The sequence below is a fragment of the Saccharopolyspora sp. NPDC049426 genome (assembly GCF_040676935.1).
GTDB lineage: Bacteria > Actinomycetota > Actinomycetes > Mycobacteriales > Pseudonocardiaceae > Saccharopolyspora.
Window position 1 is genome coordinate 136,196 of the sequence record NZ_JBFAPZ010000008.1, and the last position, 19,689, is coordinate 155,884.

Consider the following 19,689-nt stretch of genomic DNA (forward strand, 5'->3'; position numbering starts at 1 on the left):
CGGAGGTCGACGAGCTCGTCACAGGTCCCGTCCCGCACCGGCGGAGGGTATCGCGATAAACACGCGCGGCTCGGTGAGGCTCCGCTCGGCGAACGCGGACCGGACGGCGGACTCGATCCGCTGCCGGTCGGCGCTGGAGATCAGCGCGATCGCCGACCCGCCGAAACCGCCGCCGATCATCCGCGCACCCAGTGCACCGGCCTGCACCGCTGCGTCCGCTGCGACGTCGAGTTCCAGGCAGGAGACGCGGTAGTCGTCGCGGAGGCTGGCGTGGGAGGCGTTGAGCAGCGGGCCGATCTCGGCGTAACCGCCGGAGCGCAGCAGCTCCACGGTGGACAGCACTCGCTCGTTCTCGGAGACCACGTGCTTGACCAGCGGCTGGAGCTCATCCGGAAGCTGCTCCAACGCCGCAGGCAGTTGCGCCGCCGAAACGTCCCGAAGTGCCTTGACCTCCAGCAGCTCCGCCGCCCGCTCGCAGCCCTTCCGGCGTACTCCGTAACCGGATTCGCTGTGCGAGTGCTTCGCGCGGGTGTCGATGACCAGCAGTTCGAGGCCGGCGCTGCGCGGGTCGAACGGGACCTGCTCGGCCTCGCCGGAGCGGACGTCGAAGAACAGCACGTTGGACTCGACGCAGCGCAGCGAGGCGGTCTGGTCGAGCAGTCCGGTGGGAGCGCCGACGTAGTCGTTCTCCGAGCGCTGCACGATCCGTGCGATCTCCGCCAGGCTCGGCGCGTTCGGCTCGCCCGGCGCCAGGCCCAAGTGGTCAAGCAACGCCAGCGCAACAGCGCACTGCAGCGCGTGGGAGGACGACAGGCCCGCACCGGTGGGGACATCACCGACGATCATCAGGTTCAGCCCGGGTACGGGATGACCGGCTTCGCGCAGCGCCCACGCGACGCCGGCAGGGAAGGCGGACCAGCCGCTGGGGGAGCCGGGCCGGAGTTCGTCGACGACGACCTCGTCGCTTCGGTGAAGCTCGCCGTCGTCGCCCAGCGTCGCGCTCACGAGCTTGCCGTCCTCGCGCGTTCCGACGGCCACCGCCGCCCGGTGCGGAATCGCCATCGGGAGCACGAAACCGTCGTTGTAGTCGGTGTGCTCACCGATCAGGTTGACCCGGCCGGGGGCAGACCACACCGCGCTGGCGGCACGACCGTGCTCAGCGGCGAACAGCTCCGCTGCGCGTTCGGAGACGGTCACTTGGCGGTCACCATGACCGCGTGGGCGATGCTCGGGGTCAGCTCGGCGGTACCGCTCTGGCCGCGCACCTCGATCGGCTTGTTCGCCCCGACCACCGACAGGATCTCGACCTCGTTGCCCGGCACGATGCCGACCTCCTTGAGGTCGGTCATCAGGTCGGGGTCCAGCTGCACGTGCTCGGCGATGCGGCGGATGACCGCGCGGCCACCGCCGTTGCGCGCGATCTCGTCGACTCGCTGGAGCTCGCCGTCGACCGCGCTCTCGACGTGATCGACACCGAGGTCGTCGAGTCCGGGGATGGGGTTGCCGTAGGGGGACGTGGTGGGGCCACCGAGGAGCTTGACGAGCTTGCGCTCAACGGCCTCGCTCATCACGTGCTCCCAGCGGCACGCCTCGTTGTGCACGTGCTCCCACTCGAGGCCGATCACGTCGACGAGGAGCCGTTCGGCGAGGCGGTGCTTGCGCATGACGCTGATCGCCCGGGCACGACCGGCCTTGGTCAGCTCGAGGTGGCGGTCCTCGGCGACCATCAGCAGGCCGTCGCGCTCCATGCGGGCCACCGTCTGGCTGACGGTGGGTCCGCTCTGCTCCAGGCGCTCGGCGATCCGGGCCCGGAGTGGCACCACGCCCTCTTCCTCGAGGTCGTAAATGGTGCGAAGGTACATCTCAGTGGTATCGATGAGATCGTTCACGTCGGCTCCCCATTCAAGTCCCAACCACGATGCTAGTCGCTGCCAGCGACAACGGTCAGTGGCCGGGGAGTTGACAGCCAAGATTGATGACCGACCTCGTCGGCGGGTTTCGAAAGGCCGTCATGCATCCCTTGATCAGTACCGATGATCTCATGTCCGCGCTGAGTGCGGACCCGCACCCAACGCTGCTCGACGTGCGGTGGTCCCTGCTCGGCCCACCGGGACGGGAGGACTACGCCCACGGGCACTTGCCGGGAGCGGTTTTCGTGGACTTGGACGCCGAGTTGGCGGCCGAGCCGGGCCCGGCGGGCCGGCATCCGCTGCCCGATCCGGCGGCCCTGCAGGAGGTGCTCCGCCGCGCCGGAGTGGACGCCGACCGGCCGGTGGTGGTTTACGACTCGGACAACGGTTCGGCAGCGTCCCGGGCGTGGTGGCTGCTGCGCTGGGCCGGGCACCGCTCGGTCGCCGTCCTCGACGGCGGCTACGCGGCGTGGACCGCCGAGGGCAAGCCGACCACCACCGAGACCCCGGGACCCGGTGACGGCGGATTCCGGGTTCGGCCCGGTTCGATGCCGGTGATCGACGCAGATCAGGCGGCCGGGCTGGCTCGCGACGGCGTGCTGCTCGACGCGCGGGCCCCGGAGCGGTACCGGGGTGAGGTCGAGCCGATGGACCCGCGTGCCGGGCACGTCCCCGGAGCGCGCAACGCGCCGTTCAGCGAGCACACCGGTGAGTCGGGGCGCTGGCGTTCGCCGGAGGAGCTGGCCGAGCGCTTCGCCGCGCTGGGCGTCACCGGCGACAGCGCGGTCGGCGCCTACTGCGGTTCGGGCGTGACCGCCTGCTCGGTGCTGCTCGCGCTGGAGCACGCCGGCATCACCGACGCCCGCAACCCGGCGGCGCTGTACGCGGGCTCGTGGTCGAACTGGGCGGCGGACCCCGCGCGGCCGGCGGCCACCGGTGCGGACGCGGGCTGAGCGCTCGCAAGATCGATCCGGTTCGGCGGGTCACGCGGCCGAGACCCTGTGGCGGGCGGCTTCCTGCGGGTAGCGTCCCGCCCATGGGTTCTCAGTTGGCCGTGGTCTGGGACGAGTCGCTGCTCGAGTACGACCTCGGCGGGCACCATCCGCTGCATCCGATCCGCCTGGACCTGACCATGCGGTTGGCGGACTCGCTCGGTCTGCTCGACGGCGTGGAGACGCTCAAACCCGAGCCGGCCACCGAACGGGACCTGCTGCGGGTGCACACCGCCGAGTACATGGCCGCGGTTCGCTCGGCTCCGTTGAGCGGCTGGGAGGTCGGGCACGGGCTGGGCACCGACGACAACCCGATCTTCGACCGGATGCACGAGGCGTCGGCCCTGATCGCGGGTGCGTCCATCAAGGCCGCCGAGCAGATCGTGTCCGGCCAGGCCGACCGCGCCGTCAACATCGCCGGGGGACTGCACCACGCGATGGCCGATCACGCGGCCGGGTTCTGCGTCTACAACGACTGCTCGGTGGCCATCGCCTGGATGCTGGAGCAGGGCGTCGAACGCATCGCCTACCTCGACGTCGACGTGCACCACGGTGACGGCGTGCAGGCGGCCTTCTACGACGACCCGCGCGTGATGACGATCTCGCTGCACCAGCACCCGGTGACGCTGTGGCCGGGCACCGGCTTCGCCACCGAGGTCGGCAAGGGCAACGCCGACGGCACGGCGGTCAACATCCCGCTGCCACCGGGCACCGGTGATGCGGACTGGCGGCGCGCCTTCCACGCGGTGGTGCCTTCGGTGCTGGACCAGTTCCGCCCGCAGGTGCTGGTCACCCAGTGCGGCGCCGACGCGCACCGCGAGGACCCGCTCGCCGACCTGTCGATGACCGTCGACGGGCAGCGCGCGACCTATCAGAACCTGCGCGAACTCGCCGAGAACTACGCCGGCGGCAAGTGGCTGGCGCTCGGCGGTGGGGGGTATTCGCTGTTCCGCGTGGTGCCCAGGGCGTGGACCCACCTGCTGGCGACGCTGCTGAACCGGGACGTAGCGCCGGAGACGACCATCCCCGAGGATTGGATCGCGTACGCCGTCCGGCGTGCGCAGAACGTACCGATGCCGACGTCGATGTCGGACGGGGCGGACCCGTCCTTCGAAGCCTGGACCGGGGTGACCGCTTCGTCGGTGGACACCGCGATCCGCGACGCCCGGCACGCGGTTTTCCCGTTGCTCGGGCTGGACCCGGCAGACAGCCGCGACTGAGGAGCATCCGAAGTGGACGAAGAGCGGGGAGAGGAGGCCGGGCCGCAGCAGGACTACCCCCGGCAGTGGGAAGCCGACGTGGTGCTGTCCGACGGCGGCACCGTGCACCTGCGGCCGATCGTTCCGGCCGACAAGGACAAGCTGCTCGCCTTCCACGGGCGGCTCAGCGACAGGACCAGGTACTACCGGTACTTCGGTCCGTACCCGCGGATGCCGGAGCGCGACGTGCGGCGGTTCACGCAGGTCGACTACGCCAACCGGATCGCGCTGGTCGCGCTGCTCGGCGACGACATCGTCGCGGTCGGCCGCTTCGACCGGCTCGGTGAGCAGAAGTCCGCCGAGGTCGCGTTCGTGGTCGAGGACGGTCACCAGGGGCGCGGACTGGGCTCGATCCTGCTGGAGCACCTCGCGGCCGCGGCGCAGGAACGCGGTCTGCGGCGCTTCGTGGCCGAGGTCCTGGCCGAGAACTCGACGATGGTTCGGGTCTTCCGCGACGCCGGCTACCAGGTCAGCAGGGCCATGGAGGAAGGCGTCGTGCACCTGGAGTTCGACATCGACCCGACCGAGGAATCGGTCGCGGTGGCCCGAGCCCGGGAACAGGCCGCTGAGGCGCGCAGCGTGCACAACCTGCTGCGTCCCCGGTCGGTGGCGGTGATCGGCGCCTCCACGGATCCCCGCAAGATCGGTCACGCGGTGCTGACCAACCTGCTCACCGCGGACTTCACCGGCCCGGTCTACCCGGTCAACCCCGAGCACCGCTCGGTGCGCGGCGTGCGGGCCTACCCCTCGGTGCTCGACATCCCCGACGAGGTCGACCTGGCTGTGGTGGCGATTCCCGCTGCCAGCGTCAACGAGGTCCTCGACGACTGCCTGGCCAAGGGCGTGAAAACGCTGGTCATCGTCTCCTCCGGGTTCAGCGAGTCCGGGCCGGAGGGACGTGAGGTCGAGCGCGAGATGGTGCGGGCCGCTCGCGTGCACGGCATGCGGGTGGTGGGCCCCAACGCGCTCGGCGTGGTCAACCCCGACCCGGAGTTCCGGCTCAACGCGAGCCTCGCGCCGCAGCTGCCCGGACGTGGCCGCACCGGGTTCTTCAGCCAGTCCGGTGCGCTGGGCGTGGCGATCCTGGAGACCGCGACCGAACGCGGGCTCGGGCTGTCGACGTTCGTCTCCGCGGGCAACCGCGCCGACCTGTCCGGCAACGACCTGCTGCAGTACTGGCAGACGGACCCGGCCACGGATGTCGTGCTGCTGTACCTGGAATCGTTCGGCAATCCGCGCAAGTTCGGGCGGCTCGCCCGGCGGTTGGCCCGGAGCAAGCCGGTCGTGGTGGTCAAGTCGGGTCGCAACTCGGTGCGCGCGGGTCTGGCCGCCACCACGGTGGAGATCGACGAGACGAGCGTGCAGGCGCTGTTCGAGCAGTCCGGCGTGATCCGGGTCGAGTCGGTGGCGCAGATGTTCGACACCGCGCTGCTGCTCGCCCACCAGCCGCTGCCGCAGGGCGATCGCGTCTCGATCGTGGGCAATTCGTCGGCGCTGGGCATGATCGCCGCCGACGTGGCCCAGGCGCAGGGCCTGCAGCTGGCGCACGAGCCGGTCGACGTCGGGGCTGTTGCCGGGCCGGAGGAGTTCGCCGCCGCGGTGCGCGATGCCGCCCTGCGCGACGACGTCGACGCGCTGATCACGGTGTTCGCGCCGCCGGTGGCGGTGCCCGGGACGGCCTACGCGCGGGCGCTGCGGAACGCGCTGCAGGAGGCCGACGCCGCGCGTTCGAAGCCGGTGGTGACCACCTTCCTGGCGGCGGAGGGCGTGCCGGACGAACTGGTGGTGCCCGGACCGGACGGGACCACGGGCAAGGGCTCGGTGCCGTCGTACCCGAGCCCGGAGCGCTCGGTGCTCGCGCTGGCTCGCGTCACCCGCTACGCGAAGTGGCGCGCGGCGCCGAAGGGGCACTTCGTGCGCCCGGAGGTGGACGGGGAGCAGGCGCGTTCCCTGGTCGAGCAGTGGTTGGCCGAGGGCGTGGTGGAGCTCGGTGACGAGCGCACCGTGCGCCTGCTGGGTTGCTACGGCATCGAGGTGGTGCCCTTCCGCAAGGTCTCCGACGTCGACGGCGCGATCGCCGCGGCTGAGGAGCTGGGCTACCCGGTGGTGCTGAAGTCCACCAGCGCCAAGCTGCGGCACCGCAACGACCTGGTCGGGGTCCGGCTGGACCTGGGCAGTCCGGAGGCGGTGCGCACGGCGTACGCCGACGTGCGTCGGGTCTCGGGGATCGACGAGGTCTACGTGCAGCGGATGGCCGGGCGCGGTACCTCGTGCGTCATCGACCTCATCGACGACCCCTCGTTCGGCACGCTGGTCTCGTTCGGGCTCTCCGGCGTGGCCAGCGAGCTGCTGGGGGACAAGGCGTACCGCGCGCTGCCGTTGACCGACGTCGACGTTGCCACGCTGGTGCGCGCGCCTCGGGCGGCGCCGCTGCTGGTCGGGTACCGGGGCGTGGAGCCGGCCGACCTGTCCGCGCTGGAGGACCTGGTGCTGCGGGTGGCGACCCTGGCCGAGGACTTGCCCGAGGTGCGGCAGCTGGTGTTGCAGCCGGTTCTGGCCTCGCCGAACGGTGCTGCGGTCACCGGGGCCAGAGTGTCGCTGGGCGAGTCCGCGGCGGTTCCGGACACCGGGCCGCGGCGACTGCGATAGGGGACACAGACGGAACGTGCTAGTTCCGTTAATCTGTGCGCGTGGATGAGGTCACGACCCGGAAGATCGACGCGCCCGCCCCCGTGCTCGGCGTGGTCCCCGCGGGCCAGTACCGGATCAAGGTGCGCGCGTTGCAGCAGGACGACCCGAGCGCGCCGGTCGCCGTGCTGGCACCGGCCATGGGCGTACCCGCCGGCTACTACCGGCGGTTCGTCGCCGAGCTGCACCAGCTCGGCATGACCGTGGTGTCGTACGACGTGCGCGGGCAGGGCGAGAACAAGCCCCGGCCCCAGCGCGGAGTCCACTTCGGCTACCAGGACTTCGTCGACGACCTCGACGCCGTGCTCGACCTGGTCGAATCGGTCTTCCCCAGGGCGCCCCGGTTCGTCCTCGGCCACAGCCTCGGCGGTCAGATCGCGTTGCTGCACACCGCCGCCAATCCCGGCCGGATCCGGGGCGCGGCGCTGATCGCCACCGGTTCGGTCTGGTACCGGGGCTATCCGGGCCTGGCCAAGTACTACTACTCACTGCTGGGAACCCAGACGATCGCGCTGGCCTCGACGCTGCTCGGGTACTGGCCCGGCTACGTCTTCGGGGGCAGGCAGGCGACGGGCCTGATGCGCGACTGGGCGCGCCAGGCGCGCACCGGGCGCTGGCGGCTGACCGGATGCGACCTCGACTACGACGCCGCCCTGGCCGAGGTGACGACCCCGCTGCTCACCGTGACCGTGGACAACGACGAGCTGGCGCCGACCTCGTCCATGGACGACCTGGTCAAGCACTCCACCCGCGCCGACCGCACCGCCCGGCACTACACGGCCGACGACGCGGGCGGGCCGGTGGACCACTTCAAGTGGACGCGGAGCTCCGCCGAGATGGCGGCCTGGATCGAGAACTGGATGAACGGCGTCCTCGGACGCTGACCGCGGGTGGCGCACCCGGCCGGGTGAATTGTGTGAAAGGTGTGGAGTGATCCACCTCGGCCGGGACGCAACCGCTGACTCCCGAGCGTCCGTCTTAGAGGTATGAGACGCCTACACACTGCAGTGGGCGCGGGGAGTCTGCTTATCGTCCTGGCAGCCTGCGCCCAACAGCCGACCAACGACGTGGGGTTCGGTGGTCAACCGCCGGTGCCGCCCGGGCCGGTTCAGCCGAAACCTGAACCGGAACGGAAGCCGGTGGCCGCAGAGGCCATCGATCTTTCGCTGCTGCCAAAAGGATATCCGAAGAAGGTCTGGACCCAGGACAACGGTACCGCAGTAGTCGCCTCCGGTCAGGAGGGCGGCTGCAGCAAGGTGCACGCCGAAGTGGCGGAGCAGACCGCGGACCACGTGAAGATCATCCTGGTGGAGGAGACTCCGGAGCCGCCGGGCATCTGCACGATGGACCTGAGGTACCCGCCGGTGGCGGTGAGCCTCAGCGCTCCGCTGGAAGGGCGAAAAGTGGTCCTGGAGCAGAAAGATGTGAAGGTCCCGCGCTGATCAGGCTGTAGCGCGGCGGAAACCTGCCGCCGCCGCGCGTGCGGAACCCGGCTCGCCGCCGGAGGTGGGGCTCCACGGTGGGCCTGGTTCGGCAGTCCTGGTCTCGATGCGGGCTTTCGCAGCGGGATGACCGCGGCCGCTTGGGCTCACCCGCGCACCACGCGCGGGTGAGCCCAAGACCGGTCGTCCAGCGCGAAAACCGCAGAGCGCGTTCCTGACCCGTGTGCAAGCTGCGCAGCCGCGAGCCGTGAAGACCATCTGAGCAGCTCGCACCGCCGAAGGTCAGGTTCCGCGACCGGCACCGGCACGCACAACGAGTTCGGGAAGAGGATCTCAGCGACCGAAGGAGATCTGCAGGGTGGGCTGCGTCGAGTTGGCGAAGAAGTCGTTGCCCTTGTCGTCGACGACGATGAAGGCGGGGAAGTCTTCGACCTCGATGCGCCAGACGGCTTCCATGCCCAGCTCGGGGTATTCCAGGACCTCGACCTTGCGGATGCAGTCCTGGGCCAGACGGGCGGCCGGGCCACCGATCGAACCGAGGTAGAACCCGCCGTGGTTCTGGCAGGACTCGGCGACCTTCTTGGAGCGGTTGCCCTTGGCCAGCATGACCATCGAGCCCCCGGCGGCCTGGAACTGCTCGACGTAGGAGTCCATCCGGCCGGCGGTGGTCGGGCCGAAGGAACCTGAGGCGTAGCCGTCGGGGGTCTTGGCCGGACCGGCGTAGTAGACCGGGTGGTCGCGCATGTAGTCGGGCATCGGCTCGCCCGCGTCGAGCCGCTCGGCGATCTTGGAGTGCGCGATGTCGCGCGCCACGACCAGCGGACCGGTCAGCGACACGCGGGTCTTGACCGGCAGCTTGGACAGCTCGGAGCGGATCTCGGCCATCGGCCGGTTGAGGTCGATCTTGACGACCTCGTCGGAGAGCTGCTCGTCGGAGACCTCCGGCAGGTACTTGGCCGGGTCGCGCTCCAACTGCTCCAGGAACACGCCCTCAGGGGTGATCTTGGCCTTGGCCTGCCGGTCCGCCGAGCAGGACACCGCCACGCCCACCGGCAGCGACGCGCCGTGGCGGGGCAACCGGATGACCCGCACGTCGTGGCAGAAGTACTTGCCGCCGAACTGCGCGCCGATGCCGAACTGGCGGGTCATCTCCAGGACCTGCTGCTCCATCTCGACGTCGCGCAACGCGTGCCCGGAGCCGGATCCCTCGCGCGGCAGCTCGTCGAGGTAGCGCGCGGAGGCGAGCTTGGCGACCTTGAGGTTGTACTCGGCCGACATGCCGCCGACGACGATCGCCAGGTGGTACGGCGGGCACGCGGCGGTGCCCAGAGAGCGCAGCTTCTCCTCCAGGAAGCGGCCCAGGCGCGTCGGGTTCAGCAGCGCCTTGGTCTCCTGGTAGAGGAAGGTCTTGTTCGCGCTGCCGCCGCCCTTGGCCATGAACAGCAGCTCGTAGAACGGGTCGGTGCCCGGCTTGTTGAACAGCTCGATCTGGGCGGGCAGGTTGCTGCCGGTGTTGCGCTCGTCCCAGAAGTTCAGCGGCGCCATCTGCGAGTAGCGCAGGTTGAGGTCCTGGTAGGCGTTGAAGATGCCGCGAGCCAGTGACTCCTCGTCCTGGCCGCCGGTGAGCACCGACTCGGTCCGCTTGCCGATGACGATCGCGGTACCGGTGTCCTGGCACATCGGCAGCACCCCGCCGGCCGACACGCAGGCGTTGCGCAGCAGGTCCGTGGCCACGAAGCGGTCGTTCGCGCTGGCCTCGGGGTCTTCCACGATCGACTTCAGCTGGGCGAGGTGCGATGGACGCAGCAGGTGCTGGATGTCCTTGATCGCCTCGGCGGCCAGCGAGGTCAGCGTGGCGGGTTCGATCTCCAGGAAGCGGCGCCCAGCGGCTTCGACGACCTTGATGCCTTCATCGGTCACCAAGCGGTACTCGGTGTCGTCGGGGCCGAGGGGGAGCACCTCGGTGAAGTCGAAATTCGTGGTGGTCACGTCGCGGCTCCTTTGCGCGCGTTCGGGTTACGCGTGCACTCATGTAACCGCGCAGCGGATCACGCCGTCCACACGGGTGGGCTATGTGTGACGGAGACCCGGTGGTGCGTGCCGGGTGCGCCCTGGTCGAAACCGGCTCGGATTGACATTCTCGTGGTTGGACGGCTCCCTCACATGGAGGCTTCATGGCGACGTCGGATGCGCTCGATGAACTGGTCAACCTCCGCGATCTCGGCGGTCAACCCACCGGTGACGGTGTGCTGACCAGATCCGGCGTGGTCTACCGCAGTGACGCCCCGCACCCGGGTGATCGGGACCCGGCCGGGGCCTCCGCGTGGCCACCGCGCGTGGTGGTGGACCTGCGCGAAGCGGTCGAGACGCAGGACGAGCACCCGCTGGCCCCCGTCGCCCAGGTCCACCGGGTGCGGGTGCTGGAAGGGCTGGACAAGCCGGAGACCGACGGTTCCGTGCACGAGTTGACCCTGCTCTACCAGGGAATGCTGGAGGGCGCCCCGAAGAAGCTCGTCGAGGTGTTCCGGCAGGTCTTGGAGGCCGACGGCCCGGCGCTGGTGCACTGCGCGGCGGGCAAGGACCGGACCGGGGTGGTCTCGGCGATGCTGCTGGGCGCGGCAGGTGTGCGGCAGGACGCGATCATCGCCGACTACGTGCGCACCGACAAGAACATGTTCCGCGTTCTGCAGCGGCTCAACGAGGCACCGGAACTACCGCCCGGCGTGGACGAGGAGATGGTCGCCGAGTTCTTGGCGACCCCGACGCAGGCCATCGAGCGCGTGCTGGAGATCTTCGACGACCACCAGGGGGCGGCGGGCTGGCTGAGCGACCACGGGGTCACCGACGACGAGCTGGGTCGCTGGCAGGAGAAGTTCCTGCAGAAGTAGGTGAGGAGGCCGGACCCGCCTGTTCGACGAGCCCGCCCTCCTCCAGCAAGCGGTGGAGGACCCCACCGCTCAAGCAACGGGAAGAAGATCTTCGCGTCTTCTCCGCGTCGGGTCAACGAGCCGATCGGGTGCAAAGTGATGCCGGTTGGCTCGACCCGCGCACGACCTCGCGCCGACCGCCTCAACCGTCGCAGAGGTCACATGAGAAGGCGGAGCGCCCCTCGGGTGGGGAGGGGCGCTCCGCCTGGTTCAGCTGGCGTAGGCGCGGAGCCGGTCGGCGCGGTCGCCCTGGCGGAGCTTGGACATGACCTCGCGCTCGATCTGGCGGACCCGCTCGCGGCTCAGCCCGAACGCCTTGCCGATCTGGTCCAGGGTGCGCGGCTGGCCGTCTTCGAGGCCGTAGCGCATCCGGATGACCGCCTGCTCGCGCTCCTCCAGCGTGGACAGCACCCTGCGCAGGTCGTCCTGCAGGAAGCCCGAGATCACCGCGTTCTCGGCGTCGGCGGACTCGGCGTCCTCGATGAAGTCACCGAGCGGCGCGTCCTCCTCGGCACCCACCGGCATGTCCAGGCTCACCGGGTCACGCGAGTGGTCCATCAGGTCGAGGATCTTCTCGACCGGGATTCCGGCCTCTTCCGAGAGCTCGTCGTCGGTGGCCTCGCGGCCCAGCTTCTGGTGCAGGTCGCGCTTGATCCGGGCCAGCTTGTTGACCTGCTCGACCAGGTGGACGGGCAGCCGGATGGTGCGGCTCTGGTCGGCCATGCCACGGGTGATGGCCTGACGGATCCACCAGGTCGCGTAGGTCGAGAACTTGAAGCCCTTGGTGTAGTCGAACTTCTCCACCGCGCGGATCAAGCCGAGGTTGCCCTCCTGGATGAGGTCCAGCAGGGGCATGCCGCGTCCGGTGTAGCGCTTGGCGAGGCTGACGACCAGACGGAGGTTGGCCTCCATCAGGTGGTTCTTCGCGCGCCGACCATCCCGCACGACGGCATTGAGGTCCGAACGCCGCTCGGGGGAGAGGTTCTTGCCGGTCTCCAGCAAGTGCTTGGCGAAAACTCCGGCCTCGATCCGCTTGGCGAGGTCGACCTCTTCCTGTGCGGTGAGCAGCGCTGTGCGCCCGATGCCGTTGAGGTAGACGCGCACCAGGTCGGCCGATGGTCCCTGGGTGTCCAGTTCTTCGGCGACGGCGACGTCTGGCTTGGTGGTCTGCGGGACGGTCATGAGCTCCCTCCCTGACGGGCTGGCTAGCGGGGCGCAATTCACACCGACGCATCGGTGCGCGGTGCGGAAGACGCGTACGCTCGGTATTACCGGGGCTTCCGCGTCGACGTTCTTCTTCGGATGTCGGGTCGGTGCCGGAGCTGTCGGTTCCGCCGGATGTCCGGGCGAGAACTTCCAGCGTTCGGTCACCGCTGTCGGCATGGCCGTCGAAGCTTCGTTACCTGGAAAACGACGGGCGCGACGAATTCGTTCCCGATGTTCTCGATTCGAAGACGTCGCGGCCGTCACATCCGTTGCGCGCCCAAGCCTGAGGATTTCCTGAGAGCTCTCGTTACGTTTAGACCTCAACCAAAAGTGTGAATGGCCCGTCGTTCACGCTTTCGACCGCCATCATCGCTCCGAACACTCCGGTGGACACCCGAGCACCCCGCTCGCGGAGCTCGGCGACGACCTCTTCCACCAGCGGCTCCGCCTGCTCCGGGCGGGCCGCTTCGGTCCAGGAGGGGCGGCGTCCCTTCTTGGTCGATCCGTAAAGGGTGAACTGGCTGACGACGAGCAGCGGAGCCCCGCTCGTGGCGCACGACTCCTCGTCCCGCAGGGCTCGAATCTCGTGCAGTTTCCGGGCCATTTTTACGACTTCCTCACGGCCGTCGGAATGCGTCACACCCAATAGGACCAACAGTCCGGGTTCATCGATCTTGCCGACCACTTCACCGTCGACCGTTACCGAGGCGCGAGTGACGCGCGTGGCGATTGCCCTCATTGATCAACACCTCGCCATTCGGCCGGAACGACCATTCCGTGCCGCACGAGTTCGCGCACCACGGGAATCGCAGCGGAGGTCAACTCCTCCACATCTTCGCCGTAACCCAACGCGAGCAACTCCAGCAGTTCGTCCAACGGCAGCGCACCGCGGAATCCCGCCAGCAACCGGACGGCGAGTTCGTCGATCTCGTGCTGCCAACCCGGTCCGTCGGTGCGGTGCAGGCGGTGCACGATCGGCTCCCAGCCCTCGTCGCCCGGCTGCGAGACCTGCTCCAGCACCGTGCTGTCGGCGGTGACCAGGCGGGCGGCCAGCAGGTCGTCGTCCGAGTCGTGCTCCCGCAGCCAGTCGACCCGGCGCAGCCAGGCATCGGACTCCGGGCCCAGCGGGTCGTCGAAGGCGTGCCGCAGGTCCTCGCAGATGACCTCACCGGGACCGTCGGTGCGGCGCAGGGTGACGAAACCGAAGCCGATGCCGATCACGTCGTTGTCCTCGAACCAGTCCAGCCACTCGGCGGCCTTGCGCATGCCCTGCTCGGAACGCAGGTCGTAGCCGGCATCGCGCAGCCAGGTGCCGACGTACAGGTCGGGGTCGGCGACGTCGCGCTGCACGAACCAGGCGTCCACCCCCGCCCCCGGCGGCAGCCAGGACGCGACCCGGTCCTCCCAGTCCTCGCCCTCGCGGTGCACCCAGGACGCCAGGAGCTGCCCGGTGCCGCCCTCGTTGAGGAACGACGGCAGCTGGCGCACCACCAGCGCGCTCGCGTCGTCACCGGCCATGCCGGAGTCGCGGTAGGTGAAGTCGGTGCGCGGCGGTCCGACCACGAACGGCGGGTTGCACACGACCAGGTCGAACCGGCGGCCCCGGACCGGGTCGAACCACTCGCCCTCGCCGAGCTCCGCGTCGACGCCGTTGAGCCGGAAGGTCGCCGCAGCCAGGGCCAGCGCCCGCTGCGAGACGTCGGTGACGGTGATGCTGCTCGCGTGCGTGCTCGCGTGCAGCGCCTGCACGCCGCAGCCGGTGCCCAGGTCGAGCACCGAGCCGACCGGCCGCCGGGTGGTGGCGCGCACCAGGCTCAGCGAGGCGTGCCCGACTCCCAGCACGTGGTCGGGGTCGACCGGACGGCCCCCGCGGAGGTCGGAGTCCAGGTCCGACACGACCCACCAGGAGTGCTCGCCCTCGCCGTGAGGGCGGATGTCCAGTCCGGCGCGCACCAGCTCGCCGTCGGCGGCGAGGATGCCGGCCGCCAGCGCGTCGTCGATGGTCAGCGAACCCAGCGCGGCCTGCACGTCGGCGCGGGTCTCGGGACGGCCCAGCAGGAACAGGCGGACCAGGGTGCCCAGCGGGCCGGCGCCCTCGGTGGCGCGCAGCGCGGGCATCGGTTCGCCGCGGCCGAGCGCGGCGTGCGCGGAGTGGCCGAGCAGGTCGAGGACGCCGTCGGCGTCGTAGGAGGCGGCGCGGAACGCCTCGCGAAGTCGGTCGATGCGGTCAGCGGACAGATCTGGAATCACGTCCTGAATCCTCACACGCCCGCGGGCCGATGCCTCCGCTCAGTCGGTCGGGCGGTTCGCGGAGACCGGAAAACCGTCGGTGGTGCCGCCTAGCATCGGGGCATCGCTGATGGGGGAGTCGCCATGACCGTTCTGGAGAACAGGCCGAACACCGCGCTGCTGGTCATCGACGTGCAGAAGGGCGTGGTCGCCGACGCGCACGATCGGGACCGGGTCGTGGCCAACATCGGCCACCTGGTCGATCGGGCGCGTTCGGCCGGTGTCGACGTGGTGTGGATCCAACACCACGACGAAGGGCTGGTCCGCGACAGCGAGGGCTGGGAACTGGTGCCCGAGCTGGACCGCGACGATGACGAGCCGCTGGTGCACAAGTCCTACGGCGACGCCTTCGAGGACACCGAACTCGAGAAGGTGCTCGCCCACCGCGGCATCGGCAGGCTGATCGTCACGGGGGCGCAGACCGATCAGTGCGTCCGGTGCACGCTGCACGGCGCGTTCGTCCGCGGCTACGACGCGACGCTGGTCGCCGACGCCCACACCACCAGCGACCTCAGCCGCTACGGGGCGCCATCGCCGGACGAGGTCATCGCGCACACCAACCTGTACTGGCAGCACCAGGCCGCACCCGGCCGCACGGCCGGCGCGGTCAGCGCGGCGGAGGTCGACTTAGCTCGCGCATGAGCGAAACGGCGGTAGTCACCTCGCCGACGCCTCGCTAGATTCGGTCGGTGCCTGACGCGATGTTCGCTCATCCTCGGCTCGCGCCGCTCTACGACGCGTTCGAATCCGGTCGCAGCGACCTGCACTCCTACGTCGAGATCGCCGACGAGCTGGGCGCTGCCCGGGTTCTCGACGTCGGATGCGGAACCGGCTCGCTGGCGATCCTGCTCGAGGGGACAGGGCGAACGGTCGTGGGAACCGACCCGGCCGAGGCATCGCTCGCGGTCGCCAGGTCCAAGGACGGCTCCGCGCGGATCGTCTGGGTGCGCTGCGACGCCACGGTCCTGCCGACCATCGCGGCCGATCTCGTGGTGATGACCGGCAACGTCGCGCAGGTCTTCCGCACCGACGAGGAGTGGACGCGAGTCCTGCTCAGCGTCCGCGCCGCGCTCCGGCCGGGGACGCACTTCGTGTTCGAGACGAGGAAGCCCGAACGCCGCGACTGGGAGCGGTGGCCGGGCACGACTAGCGTCGACGTGCCGGAACTCGGCCGCGTCGAACGGCACGACGAGCTCACCGACGCGAGCCCGCCGCTGATCTCGTTCCGCAGCACCTACCGGTTCCCCGACGGCGAGGAGCTCACCTCCGAGTCCACCCTGCGCTTCCGAACCCGGGACGAGATCGACGCGAGCCTCGCCGAAGCGGGTTTCGTGCTGCGCGAGGTGCGCGAAGCACCGGACCGCGCGGGCCTGGAGGACGTCTACATCGCCCGCAGGGCGGACTGAGCGCGAACGCGTTCCCGGCGTGGTGTCGTGAGATGATGCGGCCATGTCCGACGCACTGCACCTGACCGGCGACGCCGAGGCGGACCGGCTGCTCTCCGAGGACTCGTTCGCCCTGCTCACCGGGATGCTTCTCGATCAGCAGGTGGCGATGGAGCTGGCGTTCGCCGGTCCGAAGAAGATCGCGGACAGGATGGGCGGGTTCGACGTCGCCAAGATCGCCGAGGCCGACCCGGAGGAGTTCGTCGAGCTCTGCGTGCAGAAGCCCGCGATCCACCGCTACGGCGGTTCGATGGCCAAGCGGGTCCAGGCCCTCGCCCAGCACGTCGTCGAGCACTACGACGGCCGGACCGAGGCGCTGTGGACCGACGGCGACCCCGACGGCAAGGAAGTCCTCAAGCGGCTCAAGGCCCTTCCCGGCTACGGCGAGCAGAAGGCCCGGATCTTCCTCGCCCTGCTCGGCAAGCAGCGCGGGGTCGAGCCGCAGGGCTGGCGAGAGGCAGCGGGCGCCTACGGCGAGCAGGGCTCGCGGCGCTCCATCGCCGACGTCGTCGACGAGCAGAGCCTCCAGGAGGTCCGCTCCTTCAAGAAGGCGCAGAAGGCCGCCGCGAAGGCCGCGAAGTAGCCGCGTGGGCGGTTCTGGTCCGAGCTGACCGGGCACAAGGGACGCGGTTCGGACCAAAACCGCCCGTTGGCGATTGCCCGGGCAGCACGGGCGGTCAGGCGGCGGCTGCTGCTCCCGGCTTCTGGTACTTGTCGACGTACTCCTGGTCCGAGAGCTCGGAGATGGCGTACATGATCTCGTCGGTGATCGAGCGCAGGACCGGGAGCGACGCCTCCATGCCCGAGTAGCGGGTGAAGTCCAGCGGGTCGCCGAAGCGGACCGTGACCTTGGCCAGGCGCGGGATCCTGGTGCCGCGGGGCTGGAGCTTGTCGGTGCCGGTCAGCGCCACGGGGACGACCGGGGCACCGGTGTTCAGGGTGAGCCTGGCGACGCCGGTGCGGCCTCGGTAGAGACGGCCGTCGGGGGAGCGAGTGCCCTCCGGGTGGATTCCGAAGGCTCCGCCGTTGCGCAGGACCTCCTCGGCCGCGCCGATGGCCTCCATCGCGGCCCGGCCGCGTCCCCGCTCGACCGGGATCGCGCCCAGCGAGCTGAACAGCCACTTGCTCAGGCCGCCCTTGAATCCCGTGCCCTGGAAGTACTCGGCCTTGGCCAGGAACGCCACCGGACGTGGCAGCACCAGCGGGACGATGAAGCTGTCCAGCACGGCGAGGTGGTTCGGGGCCAGGATCACCGGGCCCGTCGTGGGCACCTTCTCCGCGCCGATGATCTTGGGTCGGTAGACGGACCGGGCTACCGCACCCACGACCCGTTTGCTCACCGCGTACATCATGTGTGGTCACTCCCGCGCCGAAGTTCTTGCTCCCACGTCGAATCTAACTCGGCGAGGTTTCGCGCGTGCGTCGTGGCGGTCAACCAGTGGGGGTGAATCGCCGGGCCCCGGGGGTGTCGGCGGGCACCAGTGGGTGGGAGCATGGAAATCGGAGGTAGCGTCGTGAACACTTCACATCGTGACGACACCCCGGTGCTGATCACCGAGGCTCAGCCGTCGATGGACGATGAGCAGGCGACTCGCCGCCGCAGGTACGCGATCATGATGGCAAGCCGGATTCCGTGCCTGGTCGGCGCGGTGGTCGTGTTCCAGGTGTGGCAGCTGTGGTGGTTGGCCCTGATCATCCTGGCCATTTCGATCCCCCTGCCGTGGATGGCGGTCCTGATCGCCAACGATCGGCCCGTTCGCAAGTCCGAGCACGTGAACCGGTTCCGCAGGTCGCACCGCAGCATCGAGGCCTCGGAACATCGCGTCATCGAGAGCCACTGACACCCCTCTGCGGTGGTGAGACCAGAACCGCTGCGGACAGACGCATGCGTCGTGCGGCATCATTGGTGCCATGAGCACGATGACGCTGCCGGAGACCGACACCCGGAACGAGACAGCTGATCAGACCAGCGATGATCGTCCCGAGGTATTCCACTACGTGCAGAAGGACAAGATCGCCGAGAGCGCGGTCATGGGCACCCACGTCGTGGCGCTGTGCGGCGAGGTCTTCCCGGTCACCAAGTCCGCGAAGCCCGGTTCGCCCGTCTGCCCGGACTGCAAGGAGATCTTCGAGTCGCTGCCCCCAGGGGCCGACAAGTAAGTCGGGTGCTTCCCGAACCGCCGCGGGTCAGCCGCCGTGCGGTTCGGGTTGGCCTGCGCGCTTGAAGTTCACCGGCTTGCCGTTGGTGTGCGGCGGATCGGTCTCGGGCTTCGGTTGCACCGCTTCGTGCTCCGGTTCGGGCGTGTTGTCCTCGCGCCAGGCGCGGTAGCCGTCCTCGGTGTGCATGCGCTGAGCCAGTCGCCGCATCTCCAGCCGACGCCAGCGCCGCCGCTCGCGGCGGGTCATCTTCGCCGGCCACATCTCCTGGATCGCGTTGTTGAACTCCGCGCCCATGATGATCGCGAAACCGATGAAGAACGCGAAGAGCAGGAACGCGATCGGGGTCGCCAGCGCGCCGTAGGTGTAGCCGGTGCTGGTGATCCAGGTGATGTAGACCCGCAGCCCGTAGCTGGCCACCAGGAACAGCACCATCGCCAGCAGCGCGCCCGGCACGCCGCGGTGCCAGGGAAGTTTGCGCGGAAGCGCCACGCTGTAGAGCGTGGCCAGCGCGATCGCCAGACCGGCGGCCGTCGCCGGGTAGTAGATGGCGTGGATGAGCCAGGTGACGTCGTCCTGCAGCGCGTGCGGGAACACCGTGGGCAGCCACTCCGGCCCCAGCGCCACCACCGGCATCCCGATGATCGCCAGCACCAGGCCCACCAGGTAGAGCAGCAGCGCCACGATCCGCTGCCAGATGCTGTTGCGAACCAGGTACTGGTCGTAGGCCTGGGTGATCGAGTCCACCAGCGACGCCAGCGCCGAGGAACCCGCCCACAGCGACAGCAGGAAACCCATCGAAGCGATCTCGCTGCGGCCCTTGGTCAGGATGTCGCCGACCGTCGGCCCGATGATCTGGTCAACGACGCTGCTGGTGAACACCGTCCGGCAGAACGCCAGGATCTTGTCGTGCACCGCGTCGACGATCTCGGGGCCGAACCAGTCGCCGAGGTAGCCCAAGCTGCCCAGCAGACCCAGCAGCAGCGGCGGCAGCGACATCGTCTGCCAGAACGCCGCAGCCGCGGATTCCGAGAAGATGTTGTCCCACCACGCCTTGTCCAGGGTGCGTGCGACCAAGCGCAGGGGACCGCGGCGGACCGGGACCTCATCCCGCGCTGCGGTCGCGCTGCGCCCCCGACTGTCTGGCGAACTCGGCGAACCCATGTCGCCTATAAGGATGCTTCATAGCTCCGGCGCGCAGGCGTCGAGGTGTTGAAACCGGAGTGTCGGAACCATCTCGATCGGCCGAACCGGTGTCGGCCCGAGCGCGAAGGTAAGCTGCACGACGGCCCGCCACGAGTTGATCGGTGCTGGTTGATCCAGTTCTCCGGTTCAGGCCTGATGTCCAGGGGAGCGTGGCGGTCGCGGGGCTCA

The 19,689-nt window shown here is 69.6% G+C and carries 19 protein-coding genes; 11 read left to right on the forward strand and 8 right to left on the reverse strand.

The features are described 5' to 3' along the window. Nucleotides 1–18: 18 nt before the first annotated feature. Both galK and AB0J78_RS19070 read right to left on the reverse strand, forming a co-directional pair. Nucleotides 19–1,197, reverse strand: a complete 1,179-nt coding sequence (gene galK, locus AB0J78_RS19065; RefSeq protein ID WP_363790719.1) for a galactokinase — start codon at nt 1,195–1,197, stop codon at nt 19–21. After that, on the reverse strand, nt 1,194–1,889 hold the full coding sequence (locus AB0J78_RS19070) for a metal-dependent transcriptional regulator (RefSeq protein ID WP_132620300.1): 696 nt from the start codon (nt 1,887–1,889) through the stop codon (nt 1,194–1,196). Before AB0J78_RS19070 ends, galK begins: the two co-directional genes overlap by 4 nt. A gap of 122 nt (nt 1,890–2,011) precedes the next feature. Between AB0J78_RS19070 and AB0J78_RS19075 the strand changes: the two genes are divergently transcribed. The 5 genes from AB0J78_RS19075 to AB0J78_RS19095 all read left to right on the forward strand — a co-directional run bounded on the left by AB0J78_RS19075 (nt 2,012) and on the right by AB0J78_RS19095 (nt 8,291). Next, on the forward strand, nt 2,012–2,863 hold the full coding sequence (locus tag AB0J78_RS19075; RefSeq protein WP_363790721.1) for a sulfurtransferase: 852 nt from the start codon (nt 2,012–2,014) through the stop codon (nt 2,861–2,863). An 83-nt stretch (nt 2,864–2,946) separates the two neighbouring features. Beyond that, complete coding sequence (locus AB0J78_RS19080) at nt 2,947–4,122, forward strand: acetoin utilization protein AcuC (protein WP_363790723.1); 1,176 nt, start codon at nt 2,947–2,949, stop codon at nt 4,120–4,122. Between the two features lie 12 nt (nt 4,123–4,134). Next, nucleotides 4,135–6,810 (forward strand): GNAT family N-acetyltransferase, encoded by a 2,676-nt coding sequence (locus tag AB0J78_RS19085; protein WP_363790725.1) that lies wholly within the window; start codon nt 4,135–4,137, stop codon nt 6,808–6,810. Nucleotides 6,811–6,851: 41 nt separating this feature from the next. Then, nucleotides 6,852–7,733 (forward strand): alpha/beta fold hydrolase, encoded by an 882-nt coding sequence (locus tag AB0J78_RS19090; RefSeq protein WP_363790727.1) that lies wholly within the window; start codon nt 6,852–6,854, stop codon nt 7,731–7,733. A gap of 123 nt (nt 7,734–7,856) precedes the next feature. Further along, nucleotides 7,857–8,291 (forward strand): hypothetical protein, encoded by a 435-nt coding sequence (locus tag AB0J78_RS19095; protein WP_363790729.1) that lies wholly within the window; start codon nt 7,857–7,859, stop codon nt 8,289–8,291. A 333-nt stretch (nt 8,292–8,624) separates the two neighbouring features. On the opposite strand, the gene AB0J78_RS19100 is transcribed toward AB0J78_RS19095, so the two are convergent. Further along, a complete protein-coding gene (locus AB0J78_RS19100; protein WP_363790731.1) occupies nt 8,625–10,280 on the reverse strand; it encodes a fumarate hydratase in 1,656 nt (551 codons plus the stop codon). Nucleotides 10,281–10,465: 185 nt separating this feature from the next. On the opposite strand from AB0J78_RS19100, the gene AB0J78_RS19105 reads away from it, so the two are divergent. Continuing rightward, nucleotides 10,466–11,179, forward strand: a complete 714-nt coding sequence (locus AB0J78_RS19105; RefSeq protein WP_363790733.1) for a tyrosine-protein phosphatase — start codon at nt 10,466–10,468, stop codon at nt 11,177–11,179. A gap of 249 nt (nt 11,180–11,428) precedes the next feature. Here the strand turns inward: AB0J78_RS19105 and AB0J78_RS19110 are convergent, their stop codons facing one another. The 3 genes from AB0J78_RS19110 to AB0J78_RS19120 all read right to left on the reverse strand — a co-directional run bounded on the left by AB0J78_RS19110 (nt 11,429) and on the right by AB0J78_RS19120 (nt 14,674). Beyond that, complete coding sequence (locus AB0J78_RS19110) at nt 11,429–12,400, reverse strand: sigma-70 family RNA polymerase sigma factor (protein ID WP_132672615.1); 972 nt, start codon at nt 12,398–12,400, stop codon at nt 11,429–11,431. A 337-nt stretch (nt 12,401–12,737) separates the two neighbouring features. After that, on the reverse strand, nt 12,738–13,163 hold the full coding sequence (gene dtd / locus AB0J78_RS19115) for a D-aminoacyl-tRNA deacylase (RefSeq protein WP_363790735.1): 426 nt from the start codon (nt 13,161–13,163) through the stop codon (nt 12,738–12,740). Then, complete coding sequence (locus tag AB0J78_RS19120) at nt 13,160–14,674, reverse strand: class I SAM-dependent methyltransferase (RefSeq protein ID WP_363790737.1); 1,515 nt, start codon at nt 14,672–14,674, stop codon at nt 13,160–13,162. The genes dtd and AB0J78_RS19120 overlap by 4 nt, the downstream gene beginning before the upstream one ends. A 123-nt stretch (nt 14,675–14,797) precedes the next feature. Here AB0J78_RS19120 and AB0J78_RS19125 point away from each other — a divergent pair, with 123 nt between their 5' ends. From AB0J78_RS19125 to AB0J78_RS19135, 3 genes are read left to right on the forward strand one after another with little or no spacing between them, the layout of a single operon-like run. Beyond that, the gene (locus AB0J78_RS19125) at nt 14,798–15,355 is read left to right on the forward strand and encodes an isochorismatase family protein (protein ID WP_363790739.1); all 558 of its coding nucleotides are present in this window, start codon (nt 14,798–14,800) and stop codon (nt 15,353–15,355) included. A 47-nt stretch (nt 15,356–15,402) separates the two neighbouring features. Further along, entirely contained in the window at nt 15,403–16,119 is a 717-nt protein-coding gene (locus AB0J78_RS19130) for a class I SAM-dependent methyltransferase (protein WP_363790741.1), read from the forward strand. A gap of 43 nt (nt 16,120–16,162) precedes the next feature. Further along, nucleotides 16,163–16,741 carry an HhH-GPD-type base excision DNA repair protein gene (locus AB0J78_RS19135; RefSeq protein WP_363790743.1) on the forward strand — a complete coding sequence of 193 codons (579 nt, stop codon included), beginning with the start codon at nt 16,163–16,165 and terminating at the stop codon, nt 16,739–16,741. A 94-nt stretch (nt 16,742–16,835) separates the two neighbouring features. Here the strand turns inward: AB0J78_RS19135 and AB0J78_RS19140 are convergent, their stop codons facing one another. Then, nucleotides 16,836–17,510, reverse strand: coding sequence for a lysophospholipid acyltransferase family protein (locus AB0J78_RS19140; protein WP_363790745.1), 675 nt, complete (start codon nt 17,508–17,510; stop codon nt 16,836–16,838). A 141-nt stretch (nt 17,511–17,651) separates the two neighbouring features. Between AB0J78_RS19140 and AB0J78_RS19145 the strand changes: the two genes are divergently transcribed. Together AB0J78_RS19145 and AB0J78_RS19150 are read left to right on the forward strand one after the other, a co-directional pair. Beyond that, nucleotides 17,652–17,999: a DUF3099 domain-containing protein gene (locus AB0J78_RS19145; RefSeq protein ID WP_363790747.1), complete on the forward strand. Its 348-nt coding sequence runs from the start codon at nt 17,652–17,654 to the stop codon at nt 17,997–17,999. A gap of 70 nt (nt 18,000–18,069) precedes the next feature. Then, complete coding sequence (locus tag AB0J78_RS19150; protein ID WP_132672622.1) at nt 18,070–18,318, forward strand: DUF3039 domain-containing protein; 249 nt, start codon at nt 18,070–18,072, stop codon at nt 18,316–18,318. Nucleotides 18,319–18,345: 27 nt separating this feature from the next. Here the strand turns inward: AB0J78_RS19150 and AB0J78_RS19155 are convergent, their stop codons facing one another. Further along, nucleotides 18,346–19,479 carry a YihY/virulence factor BrkB family protein gene (locus AB0J78_RS19155; protein ID WP_363790749.1) on the reverse strand — a complete coding sequence of 378 codons (1,134 nt, stop codon included), beginning with the start codon at nt 19,477–19,479 and terminating at the stop codon, nt 18,346–18,348. Nucleotides 19,480–19,689: the final 210 nt, after the last annotated feature.